We start from the raw sequence: 25445 nt of genomic DNA, 5'->3' as shown, positions 1-25445 counted from the left end.
ATGGCAACAGAAGCAGTAGTAACAACAATGAGCCCAGAGGGACTGAAAGCAATAGGAGCAGCACTTGCAGTAGGACTTACCGGTCTTGCATCCGCAATTGCAGAGAAGGACATCGGTACTGCAGCAGTAGGCGCAATGGCCGAGAATGAAGCTCTTTTCGGTAAGGGACTTATCCTGACTGTTATCCCAGAAACGATCGTTATCTTCGGCCTGGTAGTCGCACTATTGTCTCTATAAGATAGTTTAAGAGCGCACTTTGCTCTTAAATTTATTTTGAAGGTGAATGAGCATGGGACTTGAAATTGTTGTTAAAGATATCATGGATGCTGCGCAGGCGGAAGTAGCCAGATTGAATCGCGAGGCTGATGCAGAGGCTTCACTGATACTTAATGATGCCAGGCAGAATGCGAAAAAGATCGTAGGTGAACGTCTTGCAAAGGCAGAGGATGATATCCGTAAAATGAGACAGCAAGAGACCTCCAGCGCGAATCTTGAAGTAAAGCGCACACTGCTCAATGCACGTAAGGAATTGCTAGAAGATGTATATGCCAGGGCTGAAAAATCCATAGCCGCATTTTCTCAAGAAAAGAATAGAGAGCTTCTGAAATCCATAATTGAGAAAAACGAAGCCAGCGGTAAAAGGATATACTCCAATGCAGCTTCAGAGAAACTTGTCAGGGAACTGACCTCTCTTGAGTATGCTGGTAACATCGACTGTCTCGGTGGAGTTGTCATCGAGAATGAAGATGGGACTGTAAGGCTGGATTATACCTACGATGTCATCCTTAGAAGTGTAAGCGAGCAGTTGTTGAAGCAAACATCTGATATTCTATTCGGGTGATTTCTAAATGCGGCTGTTGCAGAAATTTAAGCGTGGTTCCAGTTCAGATGCAAAAGGCCATACCAACTACGCATACACGGTATCACGTGTTCGTGCAATGAAGAGTAAGCTCTTGCCAAAAGAGACCTACCCGAGACTCATGAACATGAGTATCGATGAGATCACCAGGTTCATAGGCGAGTCCGGGTACAAGGAGGATGTCGATGAACTGGCAATGAAGTATGACGGTGTGGACCTTATTGAACACGCACTGAACAGGAATCTGTCTGTTACCTTTAGGAAACTCCTGAACATCTCCGAAGGGGAGGTAAACTTCCTTATTGCGGAATACCTCAAGGAATACGATATCTGGAACGTCAAGACTATACTCCGAGGCAAATACTGCAGGGCTTCAACTGAAGAGATTCTGGAGGCTCTCGTTGCCGGAGGCACTCTTACCTACACTTTCCTCTCAGGCCTGGCCGGAAAGGAAACGGAAGATGTCATATCTGCATTTGAGGGTACCGAATATTATCCTATAATCAAGAACTATGACGGTACCAACCTTTCGGATATAGAGAATCAGCTCGATAAGTTGTACTATGCAGGACTCTTTGCAGTAGCAGGCGGTTCTAAATCCAAAGACCGCAAACTGTTTGCCAAGTTCATCAGGGCAGGCATTGACATAAAGAACCTAATGATCCTTTTCCGCCTGAAGAAGGCCGGGATCACCGACCCCCAGATGATGAATCTGATGATCGAGGGAGGTCTTGAGATCGGGCAGAAGGATATACAGAGGTTGATGCCACTACCCTTTGGAGAGTTCATCGAGGAACTTGACAAGTACTCATACTGGAAGGAAATATCCGACATAGTGAACCCGGGTATGCAATCACTGATCGATGTTGAGACACGCCTCAAGAAATACAGGCTTAAATCTGCAGCAAGCTTCTCACATGTTTATCCACTCTCAATAGTACCAATCATGGACTACATGCTAACCAAGCAGAATGAGGTAAACAACCTGCGGATAATAGTACGTGGCAAAGAGGCCAACCTCAGTGATGAAATTATCAGGGAACAGTTGGTGATCTGATGGAATTAGCAGTGGTTGGGCGCAGCGAGTTCGTGACAGGGTTCAGGCTCGCAGGTGTCAGAAAAATATATGAAGTTAATGATGGCGAACTTGAAGCTGCCGTGCACAGGATACTTGAGGATGAGGAAGTAGGTATTCTTGTAATGCATGGCGATGATCTCAATAAACTACCGGAGATGCTAAGAAACACTATCAATGACTCTGTTGAGCCAACAATTGTGACTCTTGGAGGTAGTGCGCAAAGTTCGAACCTAAGGGAAAAAATAAAACAATCGGTAGGTGTTGATCTGTGGAAATGAAAGGTGAAATTTATCGCGTGGCAGGTCCTGTCGTCACTATCAGGGGCATCAAGCCTAAAATGTACGATGTGGTCCAGGTTGGTCACGAAGGATTAATGGGTGAAGTGATCAGGATAGAAGGTGACAAGGCCACTGTCCAGGTATACGAGGATACAGCCGGTATCAGGCCGGGAGAGCCTGTAGTGAACACTGGCATGTCCCTCTCAGTAGAACTTGGCCCCGGATTATTGGAAAGTATTTATGACGGTATCCAGAGACCTTTGATGGTCCTGCAGGAAAAGATGGGTGACTTCATCCAGAGAGGAGTCACTGCAAACGGACTCAGCCGCGAGAAAGTGTGGGAGTTCAGGCCAACTGCAAAGAAGGGTGATTCCGTAAAGGGCGGAGATGTAATTGGTCTTGTGCAGGAAACCGAGAATATCGAGCACAAGATCATGGTCCCACCAACAATCTCGGGAACTATCTCCGAGATCAAGGCAGGCAAATTCAAGGTCGATGAAATTATATGTGTTCTTGAGAACGGCACGCAGATGTCAATGATGCAGAAGTGGCCTGTCAGGAAGCCACGTCCTGTAGGCAAGAAGCTTATGCCGAACAGGCCCCTTATTACCGGTCAGAGGATCCTTGACGGTCTGTTCCCGGTTGCAAAGGGCGGTACTGCAGCTATCCCCGGTCCCTTCGGCTCCGGTAAGACAGTTACCCAGCAGCAGCTTGCAAAGTGGAGTGACACTGACATTGTGGTCTACATCGGATGCGGCGAACGTGGAAACGAGATGGCCGATGTGCTTAACGAGTTCCCCGAGCTCCAGGACCCAAAGACAGGACGCCCGCTCATGGAACGTACAGTGCTTATCGCCAACACCTCAAACATGCCTGTGGCAGCCCGTGAGGCTTCTGTTTATACAGGTATAACCATTGCGGAATACTACCGTGACATGGGATACGATGTGTCACTCATGGCAGACTCCACTTCCAGGTGGGCAGAGGCAATGAGAGAGATCTCATCAAGGCTTGAAGAGATGCCTGGTGAGGAAGGTTACCCTGCATACCTGTCAGCAAGACTTTCCGAGTTCTATGAGAGAGCAGGATACGTACGCACTCTCGAAGGTCAGGAAGGCTCTATCACCGTTATCGGTGCAGTATCACCGCCCGGCGGAGACTTTTCCGAGCCTGTCACACAGAACACCCTTCGTATCGTGAAGGTTTTCTGGGCCCTGGATGCAAAGCTTGCACAGAGGAGGCACTTCCCGTCCATTAACTGGCTGACGAGTTACAGCCTGTACACACAGGGACTCTCCGACTGGTTCGGTGAGAATGTGGCACCCGACTGGGTAACCCTCAGGGACAATGCAATGGACCTTCTCCAGCAGGAAGCAGAACTCCAGGAGATCGTGCAGCTGGTCGGTTCCGACGCTCTGCCTGAAAACCAGCAGCTTGTGCTCGAGATCTGCCGTATGCTCAGGGAATACTTCCTGCAGCAGAACGCTTTCCACCCTGTGGACACATACTGCCCCTTCGACAAGCAGTACAAGTTACTGAAAGCAATCTCCAAGTACGGTGAGATGGCAACAGCTGCACTTGAAGCAGGCGTCCCGATGAAGGACATCCTGTCCCTCGAGTCAAAGGATGAACTTGCGAAGGTAAAGTTCGAAGAGAACTTCCAGGGTGCACTTGACGCTGTCCTTACCAAGATGGATAAGGAATTCGCGCAGCTTGGAGGTAAGTAAAAATGACCAAGGAATATAAGACAATCACAGAGATCTCAGGACCACTGGTCTTCCTTGAGAAGACCGAACCTGTAGGTTACAATGAACTGGTTACTATCAACCTTCCGGACGGGACCACCAAAAGAGGACAGGTCCTTGATACTTCCGCTGACATGGTAGCAGTCCAGGTATTCGAAGGTACCGGCGGACTCAACGAGGAATCCGGTGTAGTCTTCACAGGCGAGACCATCAAGCTCCCGGTTTCCAAGGACATGCTCGGCCGTATCCTTTCCGGATCCGGTGAGCCACTGGACGGCGGACCGCGCATCATCCCAGAGGACAGGGTAGACGTTAACGGTGCATCAATGAACCCTTATTCAAGGATGCCACCTGAGGAGTTCATCCAGACAGGCATCTCAACCATCGACGGTACCAACACCCTTGTACGTGGCCAGAAGCTGCCTATCTTCTCCGGATCAGGCCTCCCCCACAACGAGATCGCACTGCAGATCGCACGTCAGGCAAAGGTTCCCGGCTCCACCGAGGACTTCGCGGTAGTGTTCGCTGCAATGGGTATCACCAGTGAGGAAGCACAGTACTTCATGGAGGACTTCGAGAAGACCGGTGCACTTGAGAGAGCAGTGGTGTTCCTCAACCTCGCAGACGACCCTGCAGTCGAGCGTCTCATCACACCAAGGATGGCACTCACCGCAGCCGAGTACCTTGCATACGAGCATGACATGCACGTACTGGTCATCCTTACCGATATCACCAACTACTGTGAGGCACTGCGTCAGATGGGTGCGGCCCGTGAAGAGGTTCCCGGAAGGCGTGGTTACCCTGGTTACATGTACACCGACCTTGCATCGCTCTACGAGCGCGCAGGTGTCATCAAGGGTAGGAAGGGGTCAGTCACACAGTTCTCGATCCTTACCATGCCCGGTGACGATATCACCCACCCGATCCCTGACCTGTCAGGTTACATTACCGAAGGACAGATCGTGGTCTCAAGGGAACTGCACAGAAAGGGTATCTATCCACCTATCAACGTGCTGCCTTCACTCTCCCGTCTGATGAACTCAGGCATTGGTGCAGGCAAGACCAGGGATGACCACAAGGCAGTCTCTGACCAGATGTATGCAGCCTACGCAGAAGGCCGTGACCTCAGGGGTCTCGTTGCCATCGTAGGTAAGGAAGCTCTCTCCGAGAGGGACCAGAAGATCCTTGAGTTCGCGGACCTCTTTGAGGACAGGTTCGTTCGCCAGGGAAGGGATGAGGACAGGACTATCGAGGATACCCTGAACGTCTCCTGGAGCATCCTTGCAGAACTTCCGGAAGCCCTGCTCACAAGAGTGGACAACAAGTACATCCAGAAGTACCACCCCGCTCACAAGAGCAAGTAAAGACAGGTGATCCTACATGGGCGTAAAAGATGTGAAACCAACCCGGTCCGAACTTATCGAGCTCAAGAAGAAGATCAAGCTCTCACAGAGCGGCCACAAGCTGCTCAAGATGAAGAGGGACGGACTTATCCTTGAGTTCTTCGAGATACTCGGCAAGGCCAAGGACGTCAGGACCGAGCTGGATGCCGCCTATGAAGTAGCTTCCCGCAGGATAGCCATCGCAGAAGCTGTTGACGGTGTGATCACCGTCAAATCCACCTCCTTTGCCCTTCAGGGCAAGCCGGAGATCGAGCTGGAAAGCCGCAATATCATGGGTGTCGTCGTTCCCAAGATCGAGTCATCCAGTGTCCACAAAGCACTCGATGAGCGTGGATACGGTATCGTCGGTACCAGTTCCTATACGGATGAGGCAGCAGATTCATACGAGATCCTTGTTGAGAAGATCATCCTTGCAGCGGAGATCGAGACCACCATGAAGAAGCTTCTCGATGATATCGAGAAGACAAAGAGGCGTGTCAACGCTCTCGAGTTCAAGGTGATCCCCGAGCTCCAAGAAGCAATGAACTTCATCAGGCTCCGTCTCGAGGAGATGGAAAGGGAAAACACCTTCAGGCTGAAGAGGATCAAAGGATAACCCCTTATGAACTCACCCAATGATCGCCCAAACCTGGTCGATCGCTTTTTTATAAGACTGTCCCGACCTGAGAACCTTGCCAGGATCATCAGGTGGGCATGGCTTATTTCCCTGATGATGCTTGTGCTGGGCTATATTATTATTTATACCAAAGTGCGGCATTTGATACCTATTTAAATACTGGCTCGGCCAGGAATTTACTTTCCTTTATCTTCTTCAATTGAATAAGCACCTCTCCCGCGTGCTCCGCCGTCCTCACATTATCCCACACCTTCACCACCACGCCTTCAGGGTCGATCAGGAAAGTACTCCTCACGGTGCCCATATACTCCCTGCCATAATTCTTCTTTGTTCTCCAGACGCCGTACTGCCGGTGTACGCCGGTGTCCTCGTCTGAGAGCAGTGTTATTGTGAGTTCCTGTTTCCGGATGAAGTTCTGGTGCGACTTCACACCGTCCTTGCTGACTCCCAGGATCGAGGCATCCTCGGCAGCAAAATCGTCTTTCAGGGAGGAGAACTCATGGGCCTCGCGGGTGCAGCCGGCTGTATTGTCGCGGGGGTAGAAATATAGGACCAGCCACTTGCCGCGGAAGTCTTCCAGGCACACGGTGTTGCCGGCGTGGTCGGGGAGGCAGAAAGAGGGAGCGGACTGGCCTTCGGATATTGTGATGTTTGTCATTTTCTTCACTCCTTTGTACTCAATCTCAGAGCAGAACCTATTGTGGTGAAGGCTCTCCCGGTGTATAAGGAATGCGATGTCGGCAGATGCACTGTAGCTGTACGGGTGAAAGAAGTAAAAGGAGGTGGAAGGAGACATTTATATCTAAGCCAATACTGAATGTTCTGTCATTCTTAGAACCGATTCAACTCAGGATTTGCATCATAATGGAAGAACTGATAAGGATGGAAAAGGTCTGTGTCACTGCGGGAGACAGGAGTATCCTTTCGGGTTTTGACATGTCTCTTTGCAGAGGGGAAAAAGTGCTCATTAAAGGGCGCTCGGGCATTGGCAAGACAACCCTTTTCAGGCTTCTGATGGGTTTCAGGAAACCTTCTTCGGGTGCTATCTATTTCGACGGCCGTCCGCTTGATGCAGGGCTTGCGTGGGACATCAGGAAGAGGATAGCACACATCTCCCAGGACAGTGATATAGGGGAAGGGAGGGTGAAGGAAATGCTGGATGAGGTGTTTTCCTATAATGAGAACAAAGGGAAGCTCGATCCGGATAGACTGCGCCTTTTGATGTCGGAACTTTCCCTGCGGGAAGATGTCCTTGATAAGAGGTTCGAGAACCTGTCAGGCGGAGAGAAGCAACGCATAGCGATCATCATATCCCTGCTCACACGGAAGGACATCTTCCTGCTGGACGAGATAACATCCGACCTTGACGCCGGGCTGAAGAAAAAGGTAGTGGATATGTTTGTCAGTGATCCTTCCCGGACAGTTCTTGTAATATCCCACGACTCCGAATGGGAGCGTGAAGGTGTAAGGGTCATCGACCTTGAAAGGATGCAGGAGGGTGTCAATGACTGCAGTTGACATATCCCTCGCGGGAATGGTCTTCTGTTTTCTCCTGTTGCTGATCCCCATCATCGTCAGCTATCACCTGAAACTCAGGCTCACAGGCCCTACCATTGAGAGCACCCTCAGGATGACCGTCCAGCTTGTCTTTGTGGGATTCTTCCTCACATTTGTCTTTGAGCTCAACAGTTCTTTGCTTAACATCCTCTGGGTAATGATCATGGCGGCTGTTGCATCCTATACGGTCCTCAGGAGCGTGCAGCTCAAGTATGGCTCCCTGATCCTGCCGCTTATTATCTCTTTTGCGGTCACGAACATAGGGATCCTCCTCTATTTCAATGGGCTTGTGATCGGTCTGAACGATCTCTTTGAGGCACGTTACTTCATCCCTGTGGCAGGGATGGTCGTAGGCAATTCCCTCCGGGCCAGCATCGTAGGGATAAGTGATTTTTGTGACCAGATACAGAGGAACGAGAATCGCTACCTTTTCAGCCTGTCCCATGGTGCTGAAAAGCATGAGGCGCTCAAACCGTACCTGAGAAAGAGCCTGAGGAATGCGCTTCGGCCAACCCTCGCAAACATGGCAACAGTAGGCATCGTTTTCCTTCCCGGGATGATGACAGGTCAGATAATAGGTGGCTCAAGCCCATTGATCGCCATTGAGTACCAGATCGCTATCATGGTCGCGATCTACGTGACCACATTGGTGAACGTACTCCTCGGTATCCTTATTATGATGCACCGGGGTTTTGACGATTACGGCATTTTCAGGAAGGACATGCTCAAAGTTGAATGAAGGCTGTGCAACATCCTTAATCCAGCCTCTGAAGATACCATTATCATAGTCAATGGCATTATTATATATACGTCGGAGTTCACTTTTCATTAATTGGTCAAGTAATAAGGAGTATCTATAATGACAGTACTGAGTTTCATTGCCTGCAGGATGTTCGAGGATGAGATCACCCACATTATCGAAAGTGACCCCTGTATCCGGAAAGTCGTCATTGTGGATAACGAGGACTGCTCCGGACTTGCAGGCAAGCTTGAAGCTGCCGGTTGTAATTATGATCTGCTTCTACTCCCGGCCCTTCCTGCCAGGTCTGAAGATGGCGGTGAGGACGGGCTGACCCTGGTCGTATACATGCTGGAGCTGGCTCTGCATGCTGTTCCTGCCAACCTGAAAAAGGTTGTATATGAAAAGGTCGAAGAGTTGTCAGGACATTCGGACGGGATCCTTCTTTTTTATGGTCTCTGTGGCAATGTCCTCGGAAAGGTGGAACAGGACTTCAGCTCAAGTCCTTGTGTTGTCCGCATACTGAAAGAGGATAACGGCACAGTTGTGGACGATTGCATAGGTGCCGTGCTTGGCGGCAGGGCCGCATATCTTGCCAAACTGACCGGCTCCAGGGGAATAGGCACTTTCTTCATGACCCCCATGTGGGCAGCGCACTGGCGTGAGATGGTGGTATCGGCGGGCCTGACCCAGAACCCTGATGATATAAAGATGTCCAAGTTCGTCTTCGACTATGCCGGATACAAGAACGTTGCCAGGATGGATACAGGACTGTACTATGAAAAAGACTTCAATGCAATGGTGGAGGAGTTCGCACGTCTTTTCGAATTCAACATCATTGAGATGACTGCAAGCCCTGCGCTGATAAAGGAATGTTACAGGAAACTATGTGCTGATGTCATACACTGATATTTGGTATTTATATTTTTGATTATAGCTCTATAATACTAACTTTTAAATACTCTCGGGCTAATCTTAGAAGTGAGGTTGTAATTTTATAGGGGGTAATATGAAATGGCTTTGATAGAATTAGCTGTTATATTCCTGATATTGGCAATCGTTGCCTATATATTGGGAGCGAGGGGAGTTGCTGGATTTTCCATGGAGATTGCAAAGTGGCTTGTGATAATCTTCATAATACTGGCAATAGTAAGTTTCTTCCTGTAACGGGCTTCTGCAACGATACCCGCAGGGAAAAAACCTATTTTTAAGATTTCTCAAGTTCTCTTTTATTCTCTTTTTTGTATGTATTCCTCTCTGCGCGGAGAGAACACTTCAATTGCAACAGAGTCCTCGACTATCCGGGCGCTGTGAGGGACTTTGCCGGGAATGTTCCATGAATCGCCTGCATTCACTTCAAACGTCTCGTTACCGATTGACAGGCATATATGTCCTGAAATGAGATATCCGGTCTGCTCATGCGGGTGGTCATGCTCGGGAAGTATGCTTCCTTTCTTCATGGCAAACTCGGTCATCAGGGTCCTGTCACCATGAACCGTGGTTTTCATCCGGATGCCGGGAAGGACTTCAATATAGCTGTTTTCATCATGCCTGCTGAACATGAGTGACTGGTCGGCTTCATAATTTATTTATTTTTCTCTCAGCCACCACCGCTGAGCACTAAGTGCCTGTGGGCCAATGATCATATTTATAAGGCAGTAAGTAAATACCCAATTTGGGGTATCATATATGGGAGTATATAACGAAGCCTATAAAGAAACAGTAGACGACATCAGAAACACAATCGGCATCCTGCCAAAGTTCATGAAGGACCTTCCGGAAGATGAGCTGGTAGATGACTGGGCATTCTGGAAATATGATGAACTGCACGCCCATAAATGGGAATAGGTGCTCCGGTTGATTCAGAATTAAAACTGTCAGGGAAAGAATATTCTCTGACAGTATCTTCGCCCATTTTACGGGAAGTTGTATCTCGCTCATGGGCTCCTCCTCTGCGACCTCTTGAGGATCGTTGAGGTACAATGCCCTTGATGGGCCTGCCAGTTCCAGCCCGTGCTCGTTCATGCACTCAAAGAGCCGGATGTAGGTGACGCACAAGGCTCCTGGCAGGGACCGCGATCGACAGCGCTGACGTCCGCACGACCAACTTTGCCCCTATCAGAGAGGGCATTCTTCGGAAGATGTATTCCCATCCATCAGCATTCTTAACTGATACAGTCCTTCAGGCTTCCCGAGCACTATACAGGTATCGGCAGACAGCAACTCTACATCTCCTGTGGGATTTGCTATCATGCTTTTCCCTCTCTTTATAGCCAGCACAGTTATCCCGTACTTCTTTCTCAGGTTCAGTTCCGTCAGCGTCTTTCCATGGAAACTGCAGTCATCCCTTAGTTTAAAGGATGTGACTTCCACTCCCGGGAGTTCATCCTTCAGATTGAATATGTTCTCATTACCTTCCATTGAGTGCTGGCGCAGCATGGAATAACCGTTTGCTCTTATTTCCCTGGTGAACCTGTATATCTCTTCTTCCGGCACAAGATATTTCTTAAGAAGGCGGCTGAATATCTCCACTGAGGTCTCGTACTCCTCTGGAATAACTTCATCGGCACCCATGCTCTTCAATGCCTTTATCTCGTTCATGTACCGTGTCCTGGCGATTATGTAGATATCAGGGTTCATCCTCTTTGCAGTATTGATAAGAGTCCTGGTGGCTATAAAGTCAGAGATTCCCACGACCAGGACCCTGGCAGACTTAATATTCGCTGAATCAAGGACAGTCTCATGGGTTGCATCACCATAGTGTATCCTTTCCCCATGCTGTCTCTCAGTACGTACTGTCTCGGGATTTGTCTCGATAATTACATAGGGTATGCCTGCCGTCTTTGCAGCGTTGGACACGGTCTTGCCGTTAAATCCGTAACCAATGATGATAAGGTGGTCATGCATCTCTTCATCTACTTTATCCGGTTCCGTATTTCTTGAAGAGAGGCCGTTGATGAGTATCCTATTATTTGTTCTCTTCAGTATGTTATGTGATATGCGATGAGATGATGTCATCACAAAGGGAGTGGCTGCCATAGTGACAATGGAGACTGCAAGGAAGCTCTGGTAAAGTCTCTCATCGAGGAGGCCATATTCCCGTCCGAAGCTGGAAAGCACGAAGGAGAACTCCCCCACCTGTGAGAGTGCCATACCTGTAATGAGCGTTGTTCTCAGTGGATACCCCATTATGAAAGTAACAGCCCCGGCTGCAAATGATTTCAGGAATATGACAACACTTGCCAGCGCAAGAAGGATGACAATGTTCTCCAGGAAGAAGCTTACATCCATCAGCATGCCGATAGATACGAAAAAGAAGCTCATGAACACATCCTTGAAGGGCATCATGTTACCGATGGCCTGATGGCTGTACTCGGATTCCGATATTATAAGGCCTGCCAGGAAAGCTCCCAGAGCGAGCGAGAGACCGGCATTGGATGTGAGCCATGCCGTCCCGAACACGACGAATATGATGGTCACAAGGAACAGTTCCCTGTTCCGGGTCTTGACTATCTGGAACAGCAGGGAAGGCATTACCCATCTTGCACTCACAATGACCATCAGCATAATGCCGAGCCCCTTTATCAGGAAAGAAGTGGCACTATCTCCCGATGTGGAAGGGACACCTGCGAGTATCGGGGTCAGCAGTATCATGGGTACGATAACGATGTCCTGGAATATGAGTATCCCAAGGGATATCTTGCCATAGGGCGTATACATCTCCCCTTTTTCCTGAAGCAGCTTAAGTACAATGGCCGTACTGCTAAGCGATACGAGGAATCCCAGAAACAGCGCAGTGCTGGAACTGTATCCCATGGTAAGGGCGACGTAGTACACAAGCACTGAGGTGACTATGACCTGCAGTCCTCCTCCCAGCAGCACGAATCGTTTTATATCCCAGAGTTCCTTGATGGACATCTCGACGCCTATCGTGAACAACAACAGGATTATTCCTATCTCCGCGAGTATCTCTACCTGCTCCACATCACGGATTATACCAAGCACATGAGGCCCGGCTACCATTCCCGTAACAAGGAAGCCTAGGACCGGCGAGAGCCTGAGCCTGTGGAATAGCAGGAGTATGAAGATCGATAAGCCGAAAATGATCTCAATGTCAGTGAATAATGTCAGGTCCATTTTGTAACCCCTCTATCTTGGGTGAATTGGTTTAATACTAAAAAAGGTTTTGTAGTAAAGGTGTCTGCTGTCATCGAATATTTATTAGGACTCATTAGTTGTTTGAGCTTGCCCGGGGGAGGGAGCTTTGCATTATACGGATTCGTCTCAGAACTATTCCTTATCTTCCTTAGTGACGGATTCACAGTGCTGGTGCAGGTCGCATAAGATCTGGGCTGTCCCGAACACTCTTTCAAGAGGGACCACGAACCCCAATCCCTGTCCCGGTTTATCGAGGCCCACATCCTGGCTGATGTTCTCTATTATATTGTCAGCACTTATAGCCTCTGCAATAGTGAACACTACCTCCTTCTCGGGTTCGATCAGCATCCCAAGGAGGCTCTTATTCTCATTGACTCCCGTACCGCGCCCGAATATTATCGTACCGCCCCTGGCACCTGCCTTCTTGGACGCTTTCACTACCTTATCGCCCCATCCCTTTTTCACTATAGTCACTATCAGGACCAAGTCATTCTCATCATACATCATTCTTACCTCCGATATACCGTATATATACGCCTAAAAGCATTACAAAGATGATGGGTGCAAGCGCTATCAGTGCTATCATCCCGAAACCGTCGGTAACAGCATTCCTGCCATCCTGGGCTGATGCCACGCCGACAGCCATGGACATGAGAAAGGTGACAGCCATAGGTCCTGTAGCCACTCCTCCCGCATCAAAGGCAATTGCTATGAAATCCTTATCCGAAAGCCACATCAGCGATATAGCAAGAAGATAGCCGGGTACAATTATGTAAAGGAAAGGGATCCCATACACAAGTTTGGCCATCCCGATGGAAACGAATACCGCCACACTAAGGGACAGCGTGTAAAGCATCAGTTTAGATCTTATGTAGCCGCTGGAAGATTTCTCTATCTGATAGCACAGCACCCTTACTGCAGGCTCTGCAAAGGTTGCAAGGAAACCAAGGAAGAAGCCCACAGGTATCATTATCCACTTATGTTCCATTGTCCCGAAATAGTTCCCGATCTCCGTTCCAACAGGGAAGAAACCGTTATACACCCCATAAAGGAACAATATCATCCCAAGGGCTGTCATCGATATTCCCAGGGCTAGCTTCACCAGCTGCGAGGAAGGGAATTTCAGGTAAAGTAATTGGAATATTATGAAAAACATCACAAGAGGCAGTAATGCCTGCAGAACCTCCCAAAAGATATCCAGCAATCCCTGCTCTGCGCCGCTCAAGGTTAAAACACTCCCATCAACATTATACTTATTATCGGGCCTATGGATGCGAGTCCTATAAGACCGAAACCTTCGGAAAGCTCCGATTTCTCTCCCAGCACAGATACTACGCCTATGCCCAGCGCCAGGATCACAGGCACGGTCATGGGACCGGTAGTCACACCTCCGGCATCATAGGCTATGGCAAGGTACTCTGGTTTTGTGAAGAAGGACAAAATTATGACCAGCAGGTAACCCACTGTCAGCAGGTACTTTATAGGCACTCCGTAGACTATCCTGAGCATGGAGACCGATACGAAGAAACCCACACCAAGGGCGATGGAGAGTATTAGTGTATTGCGGGAGATACCATTCTCGGATACCGAATCGATCATCGTGCTCAGCACTCTTACATCAGGTTCGGCGATGGTAACTATGAACGACAGCGCAAAGGCAACTCCTACAATGAATAGCAGCGAATTGTGTTTTGGCAGTTCCGAGCCGATAGACTCACCGATAGGCAGCATACCCAGTTTCACTCCCATCAGGAAAAGGACCATGCCTGCAATTACCAGTATAGTTCCTGTGAAGAAGGAAATGAATATCCCGGAGTTAAGTCCAATGACCAGCATAATCAGGAGCACGGCTGCAGTGAGTGGCAGCACAGCCTGCAATACCTCCCTGAATGTCTCCTTGAAGTCCTGTATCATGGTAGAGTGTCCTCCCTGCTCCTGAGAATACAACCGATATAAAAAGCAATTCTAACAGATGATTAGAACACTACTATAAGAGCCTTGTCACTACTGGCATAATATGGATGCCTGTTGTTATTGAATAATTTTAACGCGATGAGAATAGAAAGATATCTAATAGTATAAATCCATCTGTAAAGAAGAACTATCATGGGCTCAATTGAAAAATACCAGTCTTTATTCATACTATTATCAGTCTTCGTAGGGCTCATCCTCGGGCAGGTTCCTTTTTTCAAGGATCATGCAGCATTTTTCATAGTTCCTTTCCTGATGGTGATGCTGTACGGGATATTCTTGCAGGTCCCTCTCGGTCATCTGAGAGATTCCTTCAGGAACTGGAGGTTCGCTGCTGTCAGCGGGGCCGTGAACTTCATATTCAATCCTCTGCTGGCCTTTGTCCTTGGGTTCCTGTTCCTGAGGGACGTGCCTGCTCTCTGGATAGGGTTCATCATGCTCATGGTCACTCCCTGCACTGACTGGTACCTGCTTTTTACGGGTCTCTCGCGGGGCAATGTACCGCTCTCTGCATCCATCCTTCCTATGAACCTTATCCTCCAGCTGATACTGCTGCCTGTTTACTTACTCATATTCGCCGGAACCATTGCAGCGATCAACCCTTTAACCCTACTGGAGAGTGTGGTCCTTGTGCTCTTTATTCCCTTCTTCCTGTCCCTTGTATCAAAAGCGGTCCTGCCGGGAATGAAAGGAGAGTACTGGCTTGAGGAAAAGGTCTTCCCGAAGCTTGGCCACCTGCAGTTCTCTTTCCTGAACCTTGCTATCATATCCATGTTCGCTTCCCAGGGAGAATACCTGGTCCGTAACCCGCTGGTGCTGTTGAAACTGATACCTCCGGTACTGCTGTTCTTCACGATAGTGTTCATCGTGGGACAAGTCATCGGAAGGAAACTGCTTTTCTCATATGAGGATACTGCAAGCCTGAATCTGACAACCCTTGCGCGTAATTCACCAATAGTGCTGGCGATCGCACTCACGGCTTTCCCGGAGGAGCCATTGATAGCACTGGCATTGGTGATCGGTCCTTTGATAGAGCTGCCTGTGCTGGGAGTTATATCTCATGCATTGCTCCGGATCAGGAAGAGATGGGGTGGTGAAGATGAGGCTGCATGAAAACGATATTTTTGTTTGGAACTTAAAGCCGGCCAAAAACCTGAGGCTTCTTATCCATCCCTGCTTTCCCTGATGGCAGTAGTCATCGTTCCACGGGTCACGCCACTGCTTACACCCTGTTCTCAATTGCTGCCTTTTTTATCCCTGTAAGCCTTCATGGATGCTTGAAGCAGTTCTTCGAATGTGAAATTCTCAGGCGTTACCTTAGGTTTTACTTTGTACAGCTTCAGCGTGTACGCCGTTGATTCACCGATTGCGGCAGTAATTGAGTTGTTGAGTACCTGTGCTGCATCCCTGTCAAGACCCTGGCGTCTGGCGTGGTCAAAGAAATTGTGCACTGTTATCGGGTCCGTAAAAGCAAACACATCGATATTGCCTTCCATTGCCGTCCTGATGAATTGCACCTGCTCCTCCCTGTCCGGATCGATCAGGTTGTAAACCCTTGTCTCGAAAACCGTAGCGCCGAAATCACGAAGGCTGTCAGTGAACTTATTGGAGTCCGGCGTGCCATATACCACATCTATGACAGCTTCATCTGCATAGTCCTGCATGTAAAAGGCAACTTCCTCAGTATTGTAAATTTCGGGCATACCCTGCACCTTTACATTCTCCTGTTCAAGTGACTCCCTGGTCTCAGTATTGACAGCCACTACATACCTCTGGTTCAGCGCTTCAATGAATTGGGGCCTGATAGGATAAGGTATCTTCCTCAGGGTATACTCTATTTCTCCCGGGCCTGCAAATATCACGCAGTCGGTCTCACCTTTCATAACACGTGAGAAAAAGCCGTCGAATACACTATCCTTTATGTTGCTGAGCTCTGCCAGGGGGACTGCAAGAGTGCCAAATCCTGCTGACTGTGCAAGTCCCACAGATGTCCCCAGATACATTTCAGGCCGCATGACCGCGATCACAGGTTTACTCGTTTCAGGTGCCATGATAGTAAGAATCCTCTTTCCCTTTTTCAAATTAACTGCTAAAGAGCAATTACAGACGTCTGTACAGCTTTTAATACCCTATGCTCCTTCAAAGACTTAAATCATCTGCTTTGATCCCGTTTATAACTCCCGGACGACGGTAAATGATTTATATCTGCAAGAGCATTTCTAACTTACAGTTAACTTACTTGATGGGTTAAGAAAAGGGATGATTCCGTTCTATTACTTCTTTTAGGTTAATTGCAGACAATAAAAGAGAATATCGTATCGATTGCAGGATAAATGTTTCCGTCTCAGCTAGGTCTGTTCACATATCACAGTTCAGGAGCCAGGGGTAAATCCATGCTGTCTCTTAAGAATGATGATTTGGTGTCAGGTAGGATAAGAGATACAAAGATCAGATTGAACGAGTCATGCGAAGGTTCTCTCTTCCGCATAGGAAGTTACACATAAATACAACACAAAGGAAATCAAACATGAGAAACGATAAGAGAGGCGGCAGCGGCGGAAACGGTGGCTTCAGATCAAGCGGTCCAAGGAATGACAGGGGCGACAGGAACGACAGAGGCGGAAGCGGTGGCTTCAGGCCAAGCGGTCCAAGGAACGACAGGGGCGGAAGTGGCGGCTTCAGGCCAAGCGGTCCGAGGGAGATGCACCCTGCAACCTGTGCAGACTGCGGCCAGGAAACACAGGTGCCCTTCGTGCCCTCAGGTGACAGGCCCGTATACTGCAGGGAATGCTACCAGAACCACAGACCTCCAAAGAGATATTAAGCAGATTAATTCCCTGAATTAGTTCTTATTTATATCGGGCCGGTATGTTCAGCATACCGTTGCCTCATTTTCTTACTCCGGTCCATAGCGGATCATTCTTTCGGATCATTCCTTGCTTTTGACCTTATAGACTCACAACCTCCTCATATAAAGCGGACTGTGTTTACGCGAGACTTTTAATATAGTTATTAGCAAATCAAAAAGGTATTTATTTGAATCCTTCCCAAAAATATACCAATGAAACATCTCATCGTTGTTTTCTCTCTCCTGCTGCTGACCGTTACAGCATGGCTTCTGGCTGTTGAGCATAGAAGCTTTTTCCTGTTCAGGATATACTCCACACTTCTATGGCTCACGGTAATACACCTTTTCTTCAAAGTGGTTCTGGAATACCGGATAGCTAAGAAGATCAAGGATGACAAGACCAGATTCGAATTCAGCAGGATAGTTTCCATATTATATGTCGTTCTCCTCCTGCTGGTGTCTATCCGTGTGTGGGTGGAAGATACACAGGTCCTGCTTGTTTCATACGGACTGATAGCTGCCGGTGTGACCGTTGCCTTACAGGATTTCTTCAAGAACCTCATGGGCGGGTTGATAATTTTCACAACGGGGACCTACAGGGTAGGTGACAGGATAGAGATCAACTCAAAGATGGGCGATATAATCGATATTGGAATCCTGAATACCACGCTCTTTGAACTGAAGGAATGGGTCAATGCAGACCAGCCCACGGGAAGGATATCCACCATTCCGAACAGTGTGGTCCTGGACAGCGTGATAAACAACTACAGTAAGGATAATCCCTTCATATGGGACGAGATAATCCTCCCAATCACCTACCACAGCGACTGGAAGGGTGCCCATGAAAGAATAATGGGCATAGTCAGGGAGGAAACCCTGGGAGTGACCCTTGCAGCACAGGAGCAGATATCCGGGCTGAGCAAGAAATATTATCTTTCGGAGTATACGCAGGTTCCTGCTATCTACCTCAGGATGACCGACAACTGGATAGACCTCTCTATAAGATATATAACCCTGGCAAGACAGAGGAGGTATATCCATGACAGGCTTAGCCGCCTGATACTTGAGGACCTCCAGAAGGACGACAGGATAACCATCGCTTCGGCTACCATGGATATAACGGTCAGGTCTCCAGGCGCTTATTGAAGCTTAGATGAACAGACATCCGTTCTCAGGGCAGCAGCTTCCATGCATCCTGGATATGCATGGCCTGCATTCCCATCTCCTGCGGAGCTATAATGTCGTTCTCCGGCGTGTCCCCTATGAAGATCACTTCCCAGGGTTCAAGCTGCATCTTTTCAAGTGCAAGCCTGTATATCTTCGGGTTGGGCTTCTTGTACCTGACATCCGAGGAGAAGATAATGATATCAAAGAGGTCGTAGAGTCCCAGGAAACGCAATTCCAGTTCGGAGAATACGCGCTGCCCGTTGGAAAGCATGCACTTTATCAAAGAGGGGCTCTCTTCGATTATCTTCAGGCTCTCCGGGAAGACCCCGATCTTCCGTAATGAAGCCGAACGGAACACCTTCGAGGTCTCGATCCCAAGTTTGTGCTCATCGATATCCCAGACAGAGTTATCCCTGCAGATCCTCTCAAATATCTCCTCGACCCTGATCTCGGCGTGTTCTTCCCCGGAGGCTTCCACCGTTTCCTTTGCCAGGGCATGATATTCGCCCTTCAGCCTCCGGGGGTCGATCATCACTCCCTGGTATTGGAGCCATTTGCTTACAGTATCATAGGTGTAGTAATCACTTTCATCCGTCTTGATGTCCACGATGGTGTGGTAGCAGTCAAAAATAAGTCCCTTCACTCTATAGCTTTCAAACACTCGAGAGCCTCCCTGGTAAGATACTCATAGTATGCTGTGTGCCTGTACAGTCTGGCAGTCCTGAGCAGGCCTATGCTCATGAAGAACGGCAGGGTTTTGCTTATTCTGCGGAATTCCTCTTCGTTCCTGCTGTATTGCCAGAGAAGGTGCCCGATATAGGGCTCGGCCTTCATCCCCGACCCGCAGTTCAGCTGGAAATAGTTCTTCAGCTCTGCACACAGCGTTCCCACATCCCTTATGTTATTTGCGTTGTGCCAGCAGCTCTCCATATCAAGCATGTACGGTTTTCCTTCCCGGATAATATAGTTAAGTGGCGAGGCATCCCTGTGTATCATACAGCCGCAGTCCCTGTCAATGAAAGGGCTGTACCACCACATTCCCAGCAGGCGGTTGAAGTGCTCCCTCTTACGATGGTCCAGTGCGTGCTGGTCCAGTATATGATGGAAGTTTGCAAACTCCCGCTCTTTATCATAATATGTCCGTGTGCTGTCATGGAGCCTGCGATACATGAGCGCAACTGATGTCAGGACATCATATAGTTGCTCACGATGCTTAAAATACCATAGGAGGTTATTACCCCTGATATATTCGGTGATCAGCACGCAGTTATAATCAGCACGCACGGCAAGAGGCCTTGATACACTGACGAATTGGCCTGCTTTCTGCAGGTTCTCATACTCTTTCAGCATTGCCCTGTGCGCGTCATAGTTCCTCAGTTCACCAGCCGGCTCTGCGAAGAATTTTGCCATCACACTGTAGTGCTCTCCCCGGAACCTGTACCTGCACACAGTATGCGATGCAGACGCATACCTGAAAACATCGACCTTGCAGTCTTTATTACTTATCCGGTCCCCAAGGACCTCTATGAGCCACTCCCTGAAGGCATCCCCCGGAAAAAGCGTACATGCATGATATTGAGAAATTCCTGCCCACCTCTGAACTTTTGCTCCATAGTATGTTTACATATGTATATTAGTTTCATCGTGCCCGGGATGTTATCCTGATGTTCATATAGCAGGGGCAGATGAAAGACATAGTTTGGATGCAAAAAAGGATTGCCTGGCAAAGCCAGGCTGTCAGCCATGAATTTAATGGAAGGTAAGCCCGTAGCCGGACATTATCCATATTCCGCTAAGGAGGAGGGCTATGATTATCCACAGGAAGTTACCACCCTTTTCCATAATGGCAGCCAGGGTTCCCTGATCCTCGTCCTCATATACCGGCTCCGGCATGCTCACCATCGGAGGCTGCTCTTCCTGAACATCAAAGTTCATGTACGCATTGTCATTCTCACTGCTTGCGGAAGGTGTTATAGATACCATCCTGCCTGAGCCTGATGAACCGCCGGACTTCTTTGTATTGTCAGCTTTGTTTTCTTCTTCCGGATTACCTGCAGAGTTGTCCCCTTCCTCATCTTCTGACCCATCCTCTTCATCAATTCCGGACTGGTCTTCCTCCTCGCCTTCTGATTCATCCTCTCCTTCACTTCCGGACTCATTTTCTCCCTCATCTTCTGACTCATCCTCTCCTTCGCTTCCGGATTCGTCCTCTTCCTCATCTACAGGGTTATCCTCCTCTTTTTCTTCTTCGATGAACTCGGCTATGTCATAGGTGAAGTATGTAGCCCAGTTGTTTCCGGGGAATTCTATTCCCTCAGCCCAGGCTCCTTCATCGCTCTTCTCTTCCTTGTCTTTATTATCTTCCTTATCTCTGTCCTTCTTATCTGCTTCCTTATCGTTGATCTTTGATACGTCTGCGTGGGCTGCAATGAAGAGAGTGATGTTCTCATTGCTTATGGGGATCACATAGGTAACGTTCGTTGTTCCGCAAGGGAGGTTCTCACCCTGGTAGTCGAACTGGCCTGGTATTGGGTTGTAACTGTCTGTTTTCGGAATGTTCTCATAGGATGTTGCTATATGAAGATGGGTATTCTTCAGGGTCCAGTTATCAGTAGTCTCATACTTTATAGTAAGGTTGTCAACGTCACTGGATACGGTTACAGTGCCTACCTCAATATGCTGCCCTGCGTAGAGCGTCTTCACGACAGTCGGAAAGATCCTGGTCGCATTTTCCATTGATCCGGAAATCATTATCTGGTTTTCGTCGTTCATCTCATTTGCTGAAACAAGAGCTGACATGGCTATGATGAATATGGCCGCCAGCGTGCATGTGTTTTTCAGGTTTGCCATCATTTATCACCTTTAATAATTGTTACTTTTATCGGGGATGATCCGGATATCCCGCACCATCCTTTCTCTTATTATTAAAGGAGCTATTATTATAATATTTAAAATTATCTATAGTTTTGTATATAATAATAGTCATCATAATAATATTACCTATTTACAGAGTACACGAGAAATTATACATTGTTAATATAAAGAGCAAAGTAAGCCGGATTATGGACACCGATTGCACATGAATAGAAAATCAATCATTGGGAATATTCACCCTTTTAGAGATACCCTTGCACATCATCAGTTCAGAACGGAATTTATAAACAAGGCAGAAGAGTGATCAGATTGGTGTGTTTCCAGCACTCTCCCACATTTTACAATAAACTCTCAGGGCCGAGGAAACTGTGAGAAGATCCATATTTGTGCAGACCGCCTAAACTAAGTGCATATTGCAGTTGTAAGACCCTGCCAGAACAAGATCGTTATAAAACAATTTGTGGTAATAAATTATCACCACTTCTTTCATTAAGCTGGGATTAAGTTAAGTAACAGGAAGTCTTAAGTTTTAATTGTGGGCGCGGGAGTAACGCGCGGGTTATCAACAGTAGAAGTTGCCGGGAAGTTGGGGAATATCCTGGTTCGCAGGGAAGAGGCACCTGAAGCGTGGTGACAGAGGGTGTCTCGTCCTACCTTAGGAACTTATTTAGTTCAGTATAAATATGTTCATGCATCGTTAGAGCTTTGATCAGATTGTCAGCACATTAAATTTGTGTATCTTTTATAATCCTTATTTCTGCAATCACTCATGGAGGATGAGTTTTTGAAGAAGAGAGTAAGCAAGGAACCCCCCGGCCAGTCCCCCAGAGAACTGGCGAGGTATGCCGTTGCGAACACTGAGGGTGTGAATGGGATCTTTTACGACGAAGGGTCTGTTGAATTCCAGCACTCTTTCTATAATGAGCATCTCCGGGATATGAGCAAAGAGGAATACATCGAGTATCTGGAGCAACTGGTAAGGGAAGTCGATTATAAGTGGGTGCGTGAGCTAGCTCACGCAAGCTATACAACCGCAAGTACATTGAAACATGACCAGGAGATTTCAAAACATCCTGGCATGGAAGATTCAGGTGGCAAATGGCAGGCGACCGATAGGATGGAAAAGGATCTGAAAGTATTGAAAGATTATCTTATATGGCATGACAGTGAGTTTGCCACCACGGAATATTTCACTTATCCAACTTTCCACAGCTTATTAACGCGCCATCTATGGGACGAGGGAATCGGATACAAGAAGAAAAAGACCTAGGCTGGTTGAGTATATTCCAAGTGGACTCGGCGGGTCTATTCTCCAAAAGTTGATATTCCTAGCACTCCTATTTAGACAGTGATGACTCGCAATGTAGATGATATTCACAGTCTGGACAATGCTTTTGAGCATGCCATGGATAGGTTTAACCGGGCAGAGATCGAGCCTGCAGACCGGGAGAAGCTTGAAGCCTTTTTTAGAGCTCTCCGGAGGGAAGGCCTCGCCAAGAATACAGTTACTTGGTATGTAAACTATACCACACGGATGTACCAGACTCTTAAGACAATAGGCTATGACAAGCCCCTTCAGGACTTCGACCATGAAGACCTTGAGAGACTGCTGTTCTATGTGGAGGACGTTAAGAAGCTCTCTGCAGGAAGCCTGTGGAACTACAAGAAGCTCATCAAGAAGCTCATGAGATGGATGCATAATGACGAACCTCCCAAGTGGGTAAGAGACCTCAAGCTTAACAAGGAAGATTCCCCTGTACAACCCTCTGATCTCCTCACACAGAAGGAATTTGACACCCTCCTGGAGGCGTGCAGGCACCCCCGAGATAAGGCCGTTATTGCTGTCCTGGCTGACTCTGGCATGCGTATAGGTGCCTTGGCGTCCTGCAGGATAAAGAATGTCGAGTTCAACCAATATGGGGCTATAATCTACATCTCCAAGACATCAAAGTCAAAGAAGACCACACCGGCCAAGGGTATCCCCATCACATGGTCTACAGGATACCTTAACCAATGGTTGGCCATACATCCCCTCAAGGACGATCCGGAAGCCCCTCTGTGGGTTACAAGGGACAAGAACATGGAACCATTAAGCTACAAGTCCATGAGGAAGACAATTGTGGATATTGGGGCTAAGGCAGGCATTAAGAAGAGGGTGAACCCTCACAGCTTCAGGCACCTTGCGATTACTCACTGGATCCTGGACGGCTACAACGAGCAGGAAATAAAGCACCGGGCCGGATGGTCCAAAGGATCCTCACAGATGTTCAAGATATATGGTAATTTTACAGACCAAGAGATTAATGACCGCATCTTCGAGAAGTGTGGTCTTAAGACCGAAGATAAGCGTCACGTGACTCTTAAAAAGTGTCCTAGGTGCAGTAATGTACTCAAGCCAGATGATAGATTCTGTTCACAATGCTCCCTTGTCCTTGATCGTCAGGCACTTGATGAGATAGGGAAATATGAGGCAAAATTACCTGATATATTGCAGTTGGTTTTGCAGAATAATAAAGCTCGTCAAATGCTGGCGGAACTCAAACGCTGAGCGATAACCTAAAAGTTACAAAAACAGGCAATTAAAGTAGAGGGTTATTTTCCGAATCTTCTATATCTTTAAGGAAATCTTCAAGATTGAATATTTTTCCTTCTTCTTCTTGTTCAAGTTTAAAGAAATTTCTGTGATTTGATGCAGGTAAGCTAATAGTCAATAAAAAATCAGAAGCTGAATCTCTTTGATATTTACACATTTCTATGAAGCGAGGGTAATCAAACTTTTCACATTGCATTAAGTAATCATGATGGCTAGATGTAAATGCAAATACTTCATTAAGTAAAGATAACATCTCTCTGCTGACTTCAATTGACTTTTTGTAAGCATCAAAGTACTCATTGACTAGTGTAGTGTATTCAGATATTATCTCAAAATGAGTTATTGTCAGGTGCTTTATATAATTAGAACAATTGTAACTGGATAAGGCTACTGCATTATTAACCAACGTATGTTCTAATTTAATTAGGTCTATTTTTAAATCCCATACTTTTTTGAAATAAGAATGATATTGTTCTAAAACGCTCATATGCTCTTTCTAGAAGGATTATTCTTAGCATATAAGAGTGTTGATTCAAAATTTAGTCATAACTTTTAAAAACTAGCCTTTTTTGACATATAGAACTTGTCAAGTTATAGCTTAAAGTAGTCTGTATAGAGAGATATTTTTCGACATGGAAGTAGACTCTTTTAGAGGAATGTAACACAAAATTGTCTACAGAGCGCCCGCTGCTAAAACTCATAAAACAATTGACAGATTTCGATAGCGAGCGCCGGATTATTAGAGGAAAAGTATATAAGCTGAAAACTCCTATGGATTAGTATAACAGTGGTATTGTACCTATAAGGTCTAAGAACATCACCATTGGATAGCATCGGATTCCATAAGTAAACTATAAAAACGGTATGAGGATATCTAAACAAATTGATTTGTATAAATTGTATATTATTAGTCTATTTGTACGAGGTGCGGAATGTACGATAAGGGAAAGTTTACTCAGATGTTGGTTAAAAGATCAACACACGAAGTCATAAAACAGCTTGCGGAAGAAAATGGAATGAAACAGTGGGCTGTTGTTGAACAGTATATACCCTCTATGGAGGAATTATCTAACTGATTAAAAGTCGATAAGCCACACTCCGATACGGCCAATACCGGAGCATGACTCAAGAACGAGAAAAATCGAACTTTTCTCATTCACTTATACTTTCCTTACTAGTACGTAAAGCGATTTGCTCGCTTTACAGATAAAGTATACGTTTGACTGAGATAAAAGGGTTTTGAACACATTCTTTGATTTTTGGGCCCGTGGCTTTAGGAGTCACACATGAATTACTCGCAAACAGACGTAAGTAAAACCCCAGAAATGTTGTCAAAAGACTGTCAAAAAATAACATCTGTTGAGGAAAATTCGGATGCAAGCATAAGCCACAAGACTAATACTTTTCCAAAAGTGGATGACTTGCAGTATCTTAGAAGTCACCCAATTATACGTGAATATGCTTCAATGGATGATCGAATTTATGACTTGATAAAGGCTACAAACCCTACACTCCTGATATTTGTAGACTTGGCCAAACGTATAGTTGCTGGGGAGTGA

The 25445-nt window shown here is 47.2% G+C and carries 30 protein-coding genes and 1 pseudogene; 19 read left to right on the top strand and 12 right to left on the bottom strand.

Features of this window, described 5'->3' with window-relative positions; translation table 11 throughout:
* From PV02_RS08180 to PV02_RS08150, 7 genes are read left to right on the top strand one after another with little or no spacing between them, the layout of a single operon-like run.
* A complete protein-coding gene (locus tag PV02_RS08180) occupies positions 1-237 on the top strand; it encodes a V-type ATP synthase subunit K (RefSeq protein ID WP_256622884.1) in 237 nt (78 codons plus the stop codon).
* Between the two features lie 52 nt (positions 238-289).
* Complete coding sequence (locus PV02_RS08175; RefSeq protein WP_256622883.1) at positions 290-841, top strand: V-type ATP synthase subunit E; 552 nt, start codon at positions 290-292, stop codon at positions 839-841.
* Between the two features lie 7 nt (positions 842-848).
* The gene (locus tag PV02_RS08170; RefSeq protein WP_256622882.1) at positions 849-1916 is read left to right on the top strand and encodes a V-type ATP synthase subunit C; all 1068 of its coding nucleotides are present in this window, start codon (positions 849-851) and stop codon (positions 1914-1916) included.
* Entirely contained in the window at positions 1916-2215 is a 300-nt protein-coding gene (locus tag PV02_RS08165; RefSeq protein ID WP_256622881.1) for a V-type ATP synthase subunit F, read from the top strand. The genes PV02_RS08170 and PV02_RS08165 overlap by 1 nt, the downstream gene beginning before the upstream one ends.
* Entirely contained in the window at positions 2206-3942 is a 1737-nt protein-coding gene (locus tag PV02_RS08160) for an ATP synthase subunit A (protein WP_256622880.1), read from the top strand. Before PV02_RS08165 ends, PV02_RS08160 begins: the two co-directional genes overlap by 10 nt.
* A gap of 2 nt (positions 3943-3944) precedes the next feature.
* A complete protein-coding gene (locus PV02_RS08155; RefSeq protein ID WP_256622879.1) occupies positions 3945-5324 on the top strand; it encodes an ATP synthase subunit B in 1380 nt (459 codons plus the stop codon).
* A 16-nt stretch (positions 5325-5340) separates the two neighbouring features.
* Positions 5341-5958: a V-type ATP synthase subunit D gene (locus PV02_RS08150; protein ID WP_256622878.1), complete on the top strand. Its 618-nt coding sequence runs from the start codon at positions 5341-5343 to the stop codon at positions 5956-5958.
* A 169-nt stretch (positions 5959-6127) separates the two neighbouring features.
* Here PV02_RS08150 and PV02_RS08145 read toward each other — a convergent pair whose 3' ends face one another.
* Positions 6128-6637 (bottom strand): peroxiredoxin, encoded by a 510-nt coding sequence (locus tag PV02_RS08145; protein ID WP_256622877.1) that lies wholly within the window; start codon positions 6635-6637, stop codon positions 6128-6130.
* 206 nt (positions 6638-6843) lie between these two features.
* Between PV02_RS08145 and PV02_RS08140 the strand changes: the two genes are divergently transcribed.
* From PV02_RS08140 to PV02_RS08125, 4 genes are all read left to right on the top strand, one after another.
* The gene (locus PV02_RS08140) at positions 6844-7497 is read left to right on the top strand and encodes an ABC transporter ATP-binding protein (protein ID WP_256622876.1); all 654 of its coding nucleotides are present in this window, start codon (positions 6844-6846) and stop codon (positions 7495-7497) included.
* Entirely contained in the window at positions 7484-8275 is a 792-nt protein-coding gene (locus PV02_RS08135; protein WP_256622875.1) for an ABC transporter permease, read from the top strand. The genes PV02_RS08140 and PV02_RS08135 overlap by 14 nt, the downstream gene beginning before the upstream one ends.
* 120 nt (positions 8276-8395) lie before the next feature.
* Positions 8396-9184 (top strand): DUF1638 domain-containing protein, encoded by a 789-nt coding sequence (locus PV02_RS08130; protein WP_256622874.1) that lies wholly within the window; start codon positions 8396-8398, stop codon positions 9182-9184.
* A 105-nt stretch (positions 9185-9289) separates the two neighbouring features.
* Positions 9290-9442 carry a DUF1328 domain-containing protein gene (locus tag PV02_RS08125; protein ID WP_256622873.1) on the top strand — a complete coding sequence of 51 codons (153 nt, stop codon included), beginning with the start codon at positions 9290-9292 and terminating at the stop codon, positions 9440-9442.
* Positions 9443-9504: 62 nt separating this feature from the next.
* On the opposite strand, the gene PV02_RS08120 is transcribed toward PV02_RS08125, so the two are convergent.
* Positions 9505-9837: a cupin domain-containing protein gene (locus tag PV02_RS08120; protein ID WP_256622872.1), complete on the bottom strand. Its 333-nt coding sequence runs from the start codon at positions 9835-9837 to the stop codon at positions 9505-9507.
* Positions 9838-9964: 127 nt separating this feature from the next.
* On the opposite strand from PV02_RS08120, the gene PV02_RS08115 reads away from it, so the two are divergent.
* Positions 9965-10123, top strand: a complete 159-nt coding sequence (locus tag PV02_RS08115) for a hypothetical protein (protein WP_256622871.1) — start codon at positions 9965-9967, stop codon at positions 10121-10123.
* Positions 10124-10249: 126 nt separating this feature from the next.
* Here PV02_RS08115 and PV02_RS13350 read toward each other — a convergent pair.
* The 5 genes and pseudogenes from PV02_RS13350 to PV02_RS08095 form a co-directional block, all read right to left on the bottom strand.
* Positions 10250-10300, bottom strand: a pseudogene (locus tag PV02_RS13350) (hypothetical protein); the annotation flags it as partial.
* Positions 10301-10393: 93 nt separating this feature from the next.
* On the bottom strand, positions 10394-12412 hold the full coding sequence (locus PV02_RS08110) for a monovalent cation:proton antiporter family protein (protein ID WP_256622870.1): 2019 nt from the start codon (positions 12410-12412) through the stop codon (positions 10394-10396).
* Between the two features lie 153 nt (positions 12413-12565).
* Positions 12566-12937 (bottom strand): P-II family nitrogen regulator, encoded by a 372-nt coding sequence (locus tag PV02_RS08105; RefSeq protein ID WP_256623082.1) that lies wholly within the window; start codon positions 12935-12937, stop codon positions 12566-12568.
* Complete coding sequence (locus PV02_RS08100; RefSeq protein WP_256623081.1) at positions 12930-13637, bottom strand: DUF1538 domain-containing protein; 708 nt, start codon at positions 13635-13637, stop codon at positions 12930-12932. The genes PV02_RS08105 and PV02_RS08100 overlap by 8 nt, the downstream gene beginning before the upstream one ends.
* 23 nt (positions 13638-13660) lie before the next feature.
* Positions 13661-14347 carry a DUF1538 domain-containing protein gene (locus tag PV02_RS08095; RefSeq protein ID WP_256622869.1) on the bottom strand — a complete coding sequence of 229 codons (687 nt, stop codon included), beginning with the start codon at positions 14345-14347 and terminating at the stop codon, positions 13661-13663.
* Positions 14348-14539: 192 nt separating this feature from the next.
* Here PV02_RS08095 and PV02_RS08090 point away from each other — a divergent pair, with 192 nt between their 5' ends.
* Positions 14540-15517, top strand: coding sequence for an arsenic resistance protein (locus tag PV02_RS08090; RefSeq protein WP_256622868.1), 978 nt, complete (start codon positions 14540-14542; stop codon positions 15515-15517).
* Between the two features lie 122 nt (positions 15518-15639).
* Here the strand turns inward: PV02_RS08090 and PV02_RS08085 are convergent, their stop codons facing one another.
* A complete protein-coding gene (locus PV02_RS08085) occupies positions 15640-16455 on the bottom strand; it encodes a uroporphyrinogen-III synthase (RefSeq protein WP_256622867.1) in 816 nt (271 codons plus the stop codon).
* A gap of 476 nt (positions 16456-16931) precedes the next feature.
* Here PV02_RS08085 and PV02_RS13345 point away from each other — a divergent pair, with 476 nt between their 5' ends.
* Both PV02_RS13345 and PV02_RS08075 read left to right on the top strand, forming a co-directional pair.
* Positions 16932-17228, top strand: coding sequence for a CxxC-x17-CxxC domain-containing protein (locus PV02_RS13345; protein WP_425438348.1), 297 nt, complete (start codon positions 16932-16934; stop codon positions 17226-17228).
* Positions 17229-17465: 237 nt separating this feature from the next.
* The gene (locus tag PV02_RS08075) at positions 17466-18398 is read left to right on the top strand and encodes a mechanosensitive ion channel domain-containing protein (RefSeq protein ID WP_256622866.1); all 933 of its coding nucleotides are present in this window, start codon (positions 17466-17468) and stop codon (positions 18396-18398) included.
* A 25-nt stretch (positions 18399-18423) separates the two neighbouring features.
* Here PV02_RS08075 and PV02_RS08070 read toward each other — a convergent pair whose 3' ends face one another.
* The 3 genes from PV02_RS08070 to PV02_RS08060 form a co-directional block, all read right to left on the bottom strand.
* The gene (locus tag PV02_RS08070; protein WP_256622865.1) at positions 18424-19080 is read right to left on the bottom strand and encodes an HAD family hydrolase; all 657 of its coding nucleotides are present in this window, start codon (positions 19078-19080) and stop codon (positions 18424-18426) included.
* Positions 19059-19829 carry an aminoglycoside phosphotransferase family protein gene (locus PV02_RS08065; protein WP_305891147.1) on the bottom strand — a complete coding sequence of 257 codons (771 nt, stop codon included), beginning with the start codon at positions 19827-19829 and terminating at the stop codon, positions 19059-19061. Before PV02_RS08065 ends, PV02_RS08070 begins: the two co-directional genes overlap by 22 nt.
* A 339-nt stretch (positions 19830-20168) precedes the next feature.
* Positions 20169-21269: a hypothetical protein gene (locus PV02_RS08060; RefSeq protein WP_256622864.1), complete on the bottom strand. Its 1101-nt coding sequence runs from the start codon at positions 21267-21269 to the stop codon at positions 20169-20171.
* 808 nt (positions 21270-22077) lie between these two features.
* On the opposite strand from PV02_RS08060, the gene PV02_RS08055 reads away from it, so the two are divergent.
* Entirely contained in the window at positions 22078-22563 is a 486-nt protein-coding gene (locus tag PV02_RS08055; protein ID WP_256622863.1) for a hypothetical protein, read from the top strand.
* 81 nt (positions 22564-22644) lie between these two features.
* Entirely contained in the window at positions 22645-23841 is a 1197-nt protein-coding gene (locus PV02_RS08050) for a tyrosine-type recombinase/integrase (protein WP_256622862.1), read from the top strand.
* 31 nt (positions 23842-23872) lie between these two features.
* On the opposite strand, the gene PV02_RS08045 is transcribed toward PV02_RS08050, so the two are convergent.
* Complete coding sequence (locus PV02_RS08045) at positions 23873-24373, bottom strand: hypothetical protein (RefSeq protein ID WP_256622861.1); 501 nt, start codon at positions 24371-24373, stop codon at positions 23873-23875.
* Between the two features lie 445 nt (positions 24374-24818).
* Here PV02_RS08045 and PV02_RS08040 point away from each other — a divergent pair, with 445 nt between their 5' ends.
* Positions 24819-24962: a hypothetical protein gene (locus PV02_RS08040; protein WP_256622860.1), complete on the top strand. Its 144-nt coding sequence runs from the start codon at positions 24819-24821 to the stop codon at positions 24960-24962.
* 210 nt (positions 24963-25172) lie between these two features.
* Entirely contained in the window at positions 25173-25445 is a 273-nt protein-coding gene (locus PV02_RS08035; RefSeq protein ID WP_256622859.1) for a hypothetical protein, read from the top strand.

This window comes from Methanolobus chelungpuianus (assembly GCF_024500045.1).
Classification (GTDB): domain Archaea; phylum Halobacteriota; class Methanosarcinia; order Methanosarcinales; family Methanosarcinaceae; genus Methanolobus; species Methanolobus chelungpuianus.
This window is presented reverse-complemented; position numbering and strand designations above follow the sequence as displayed.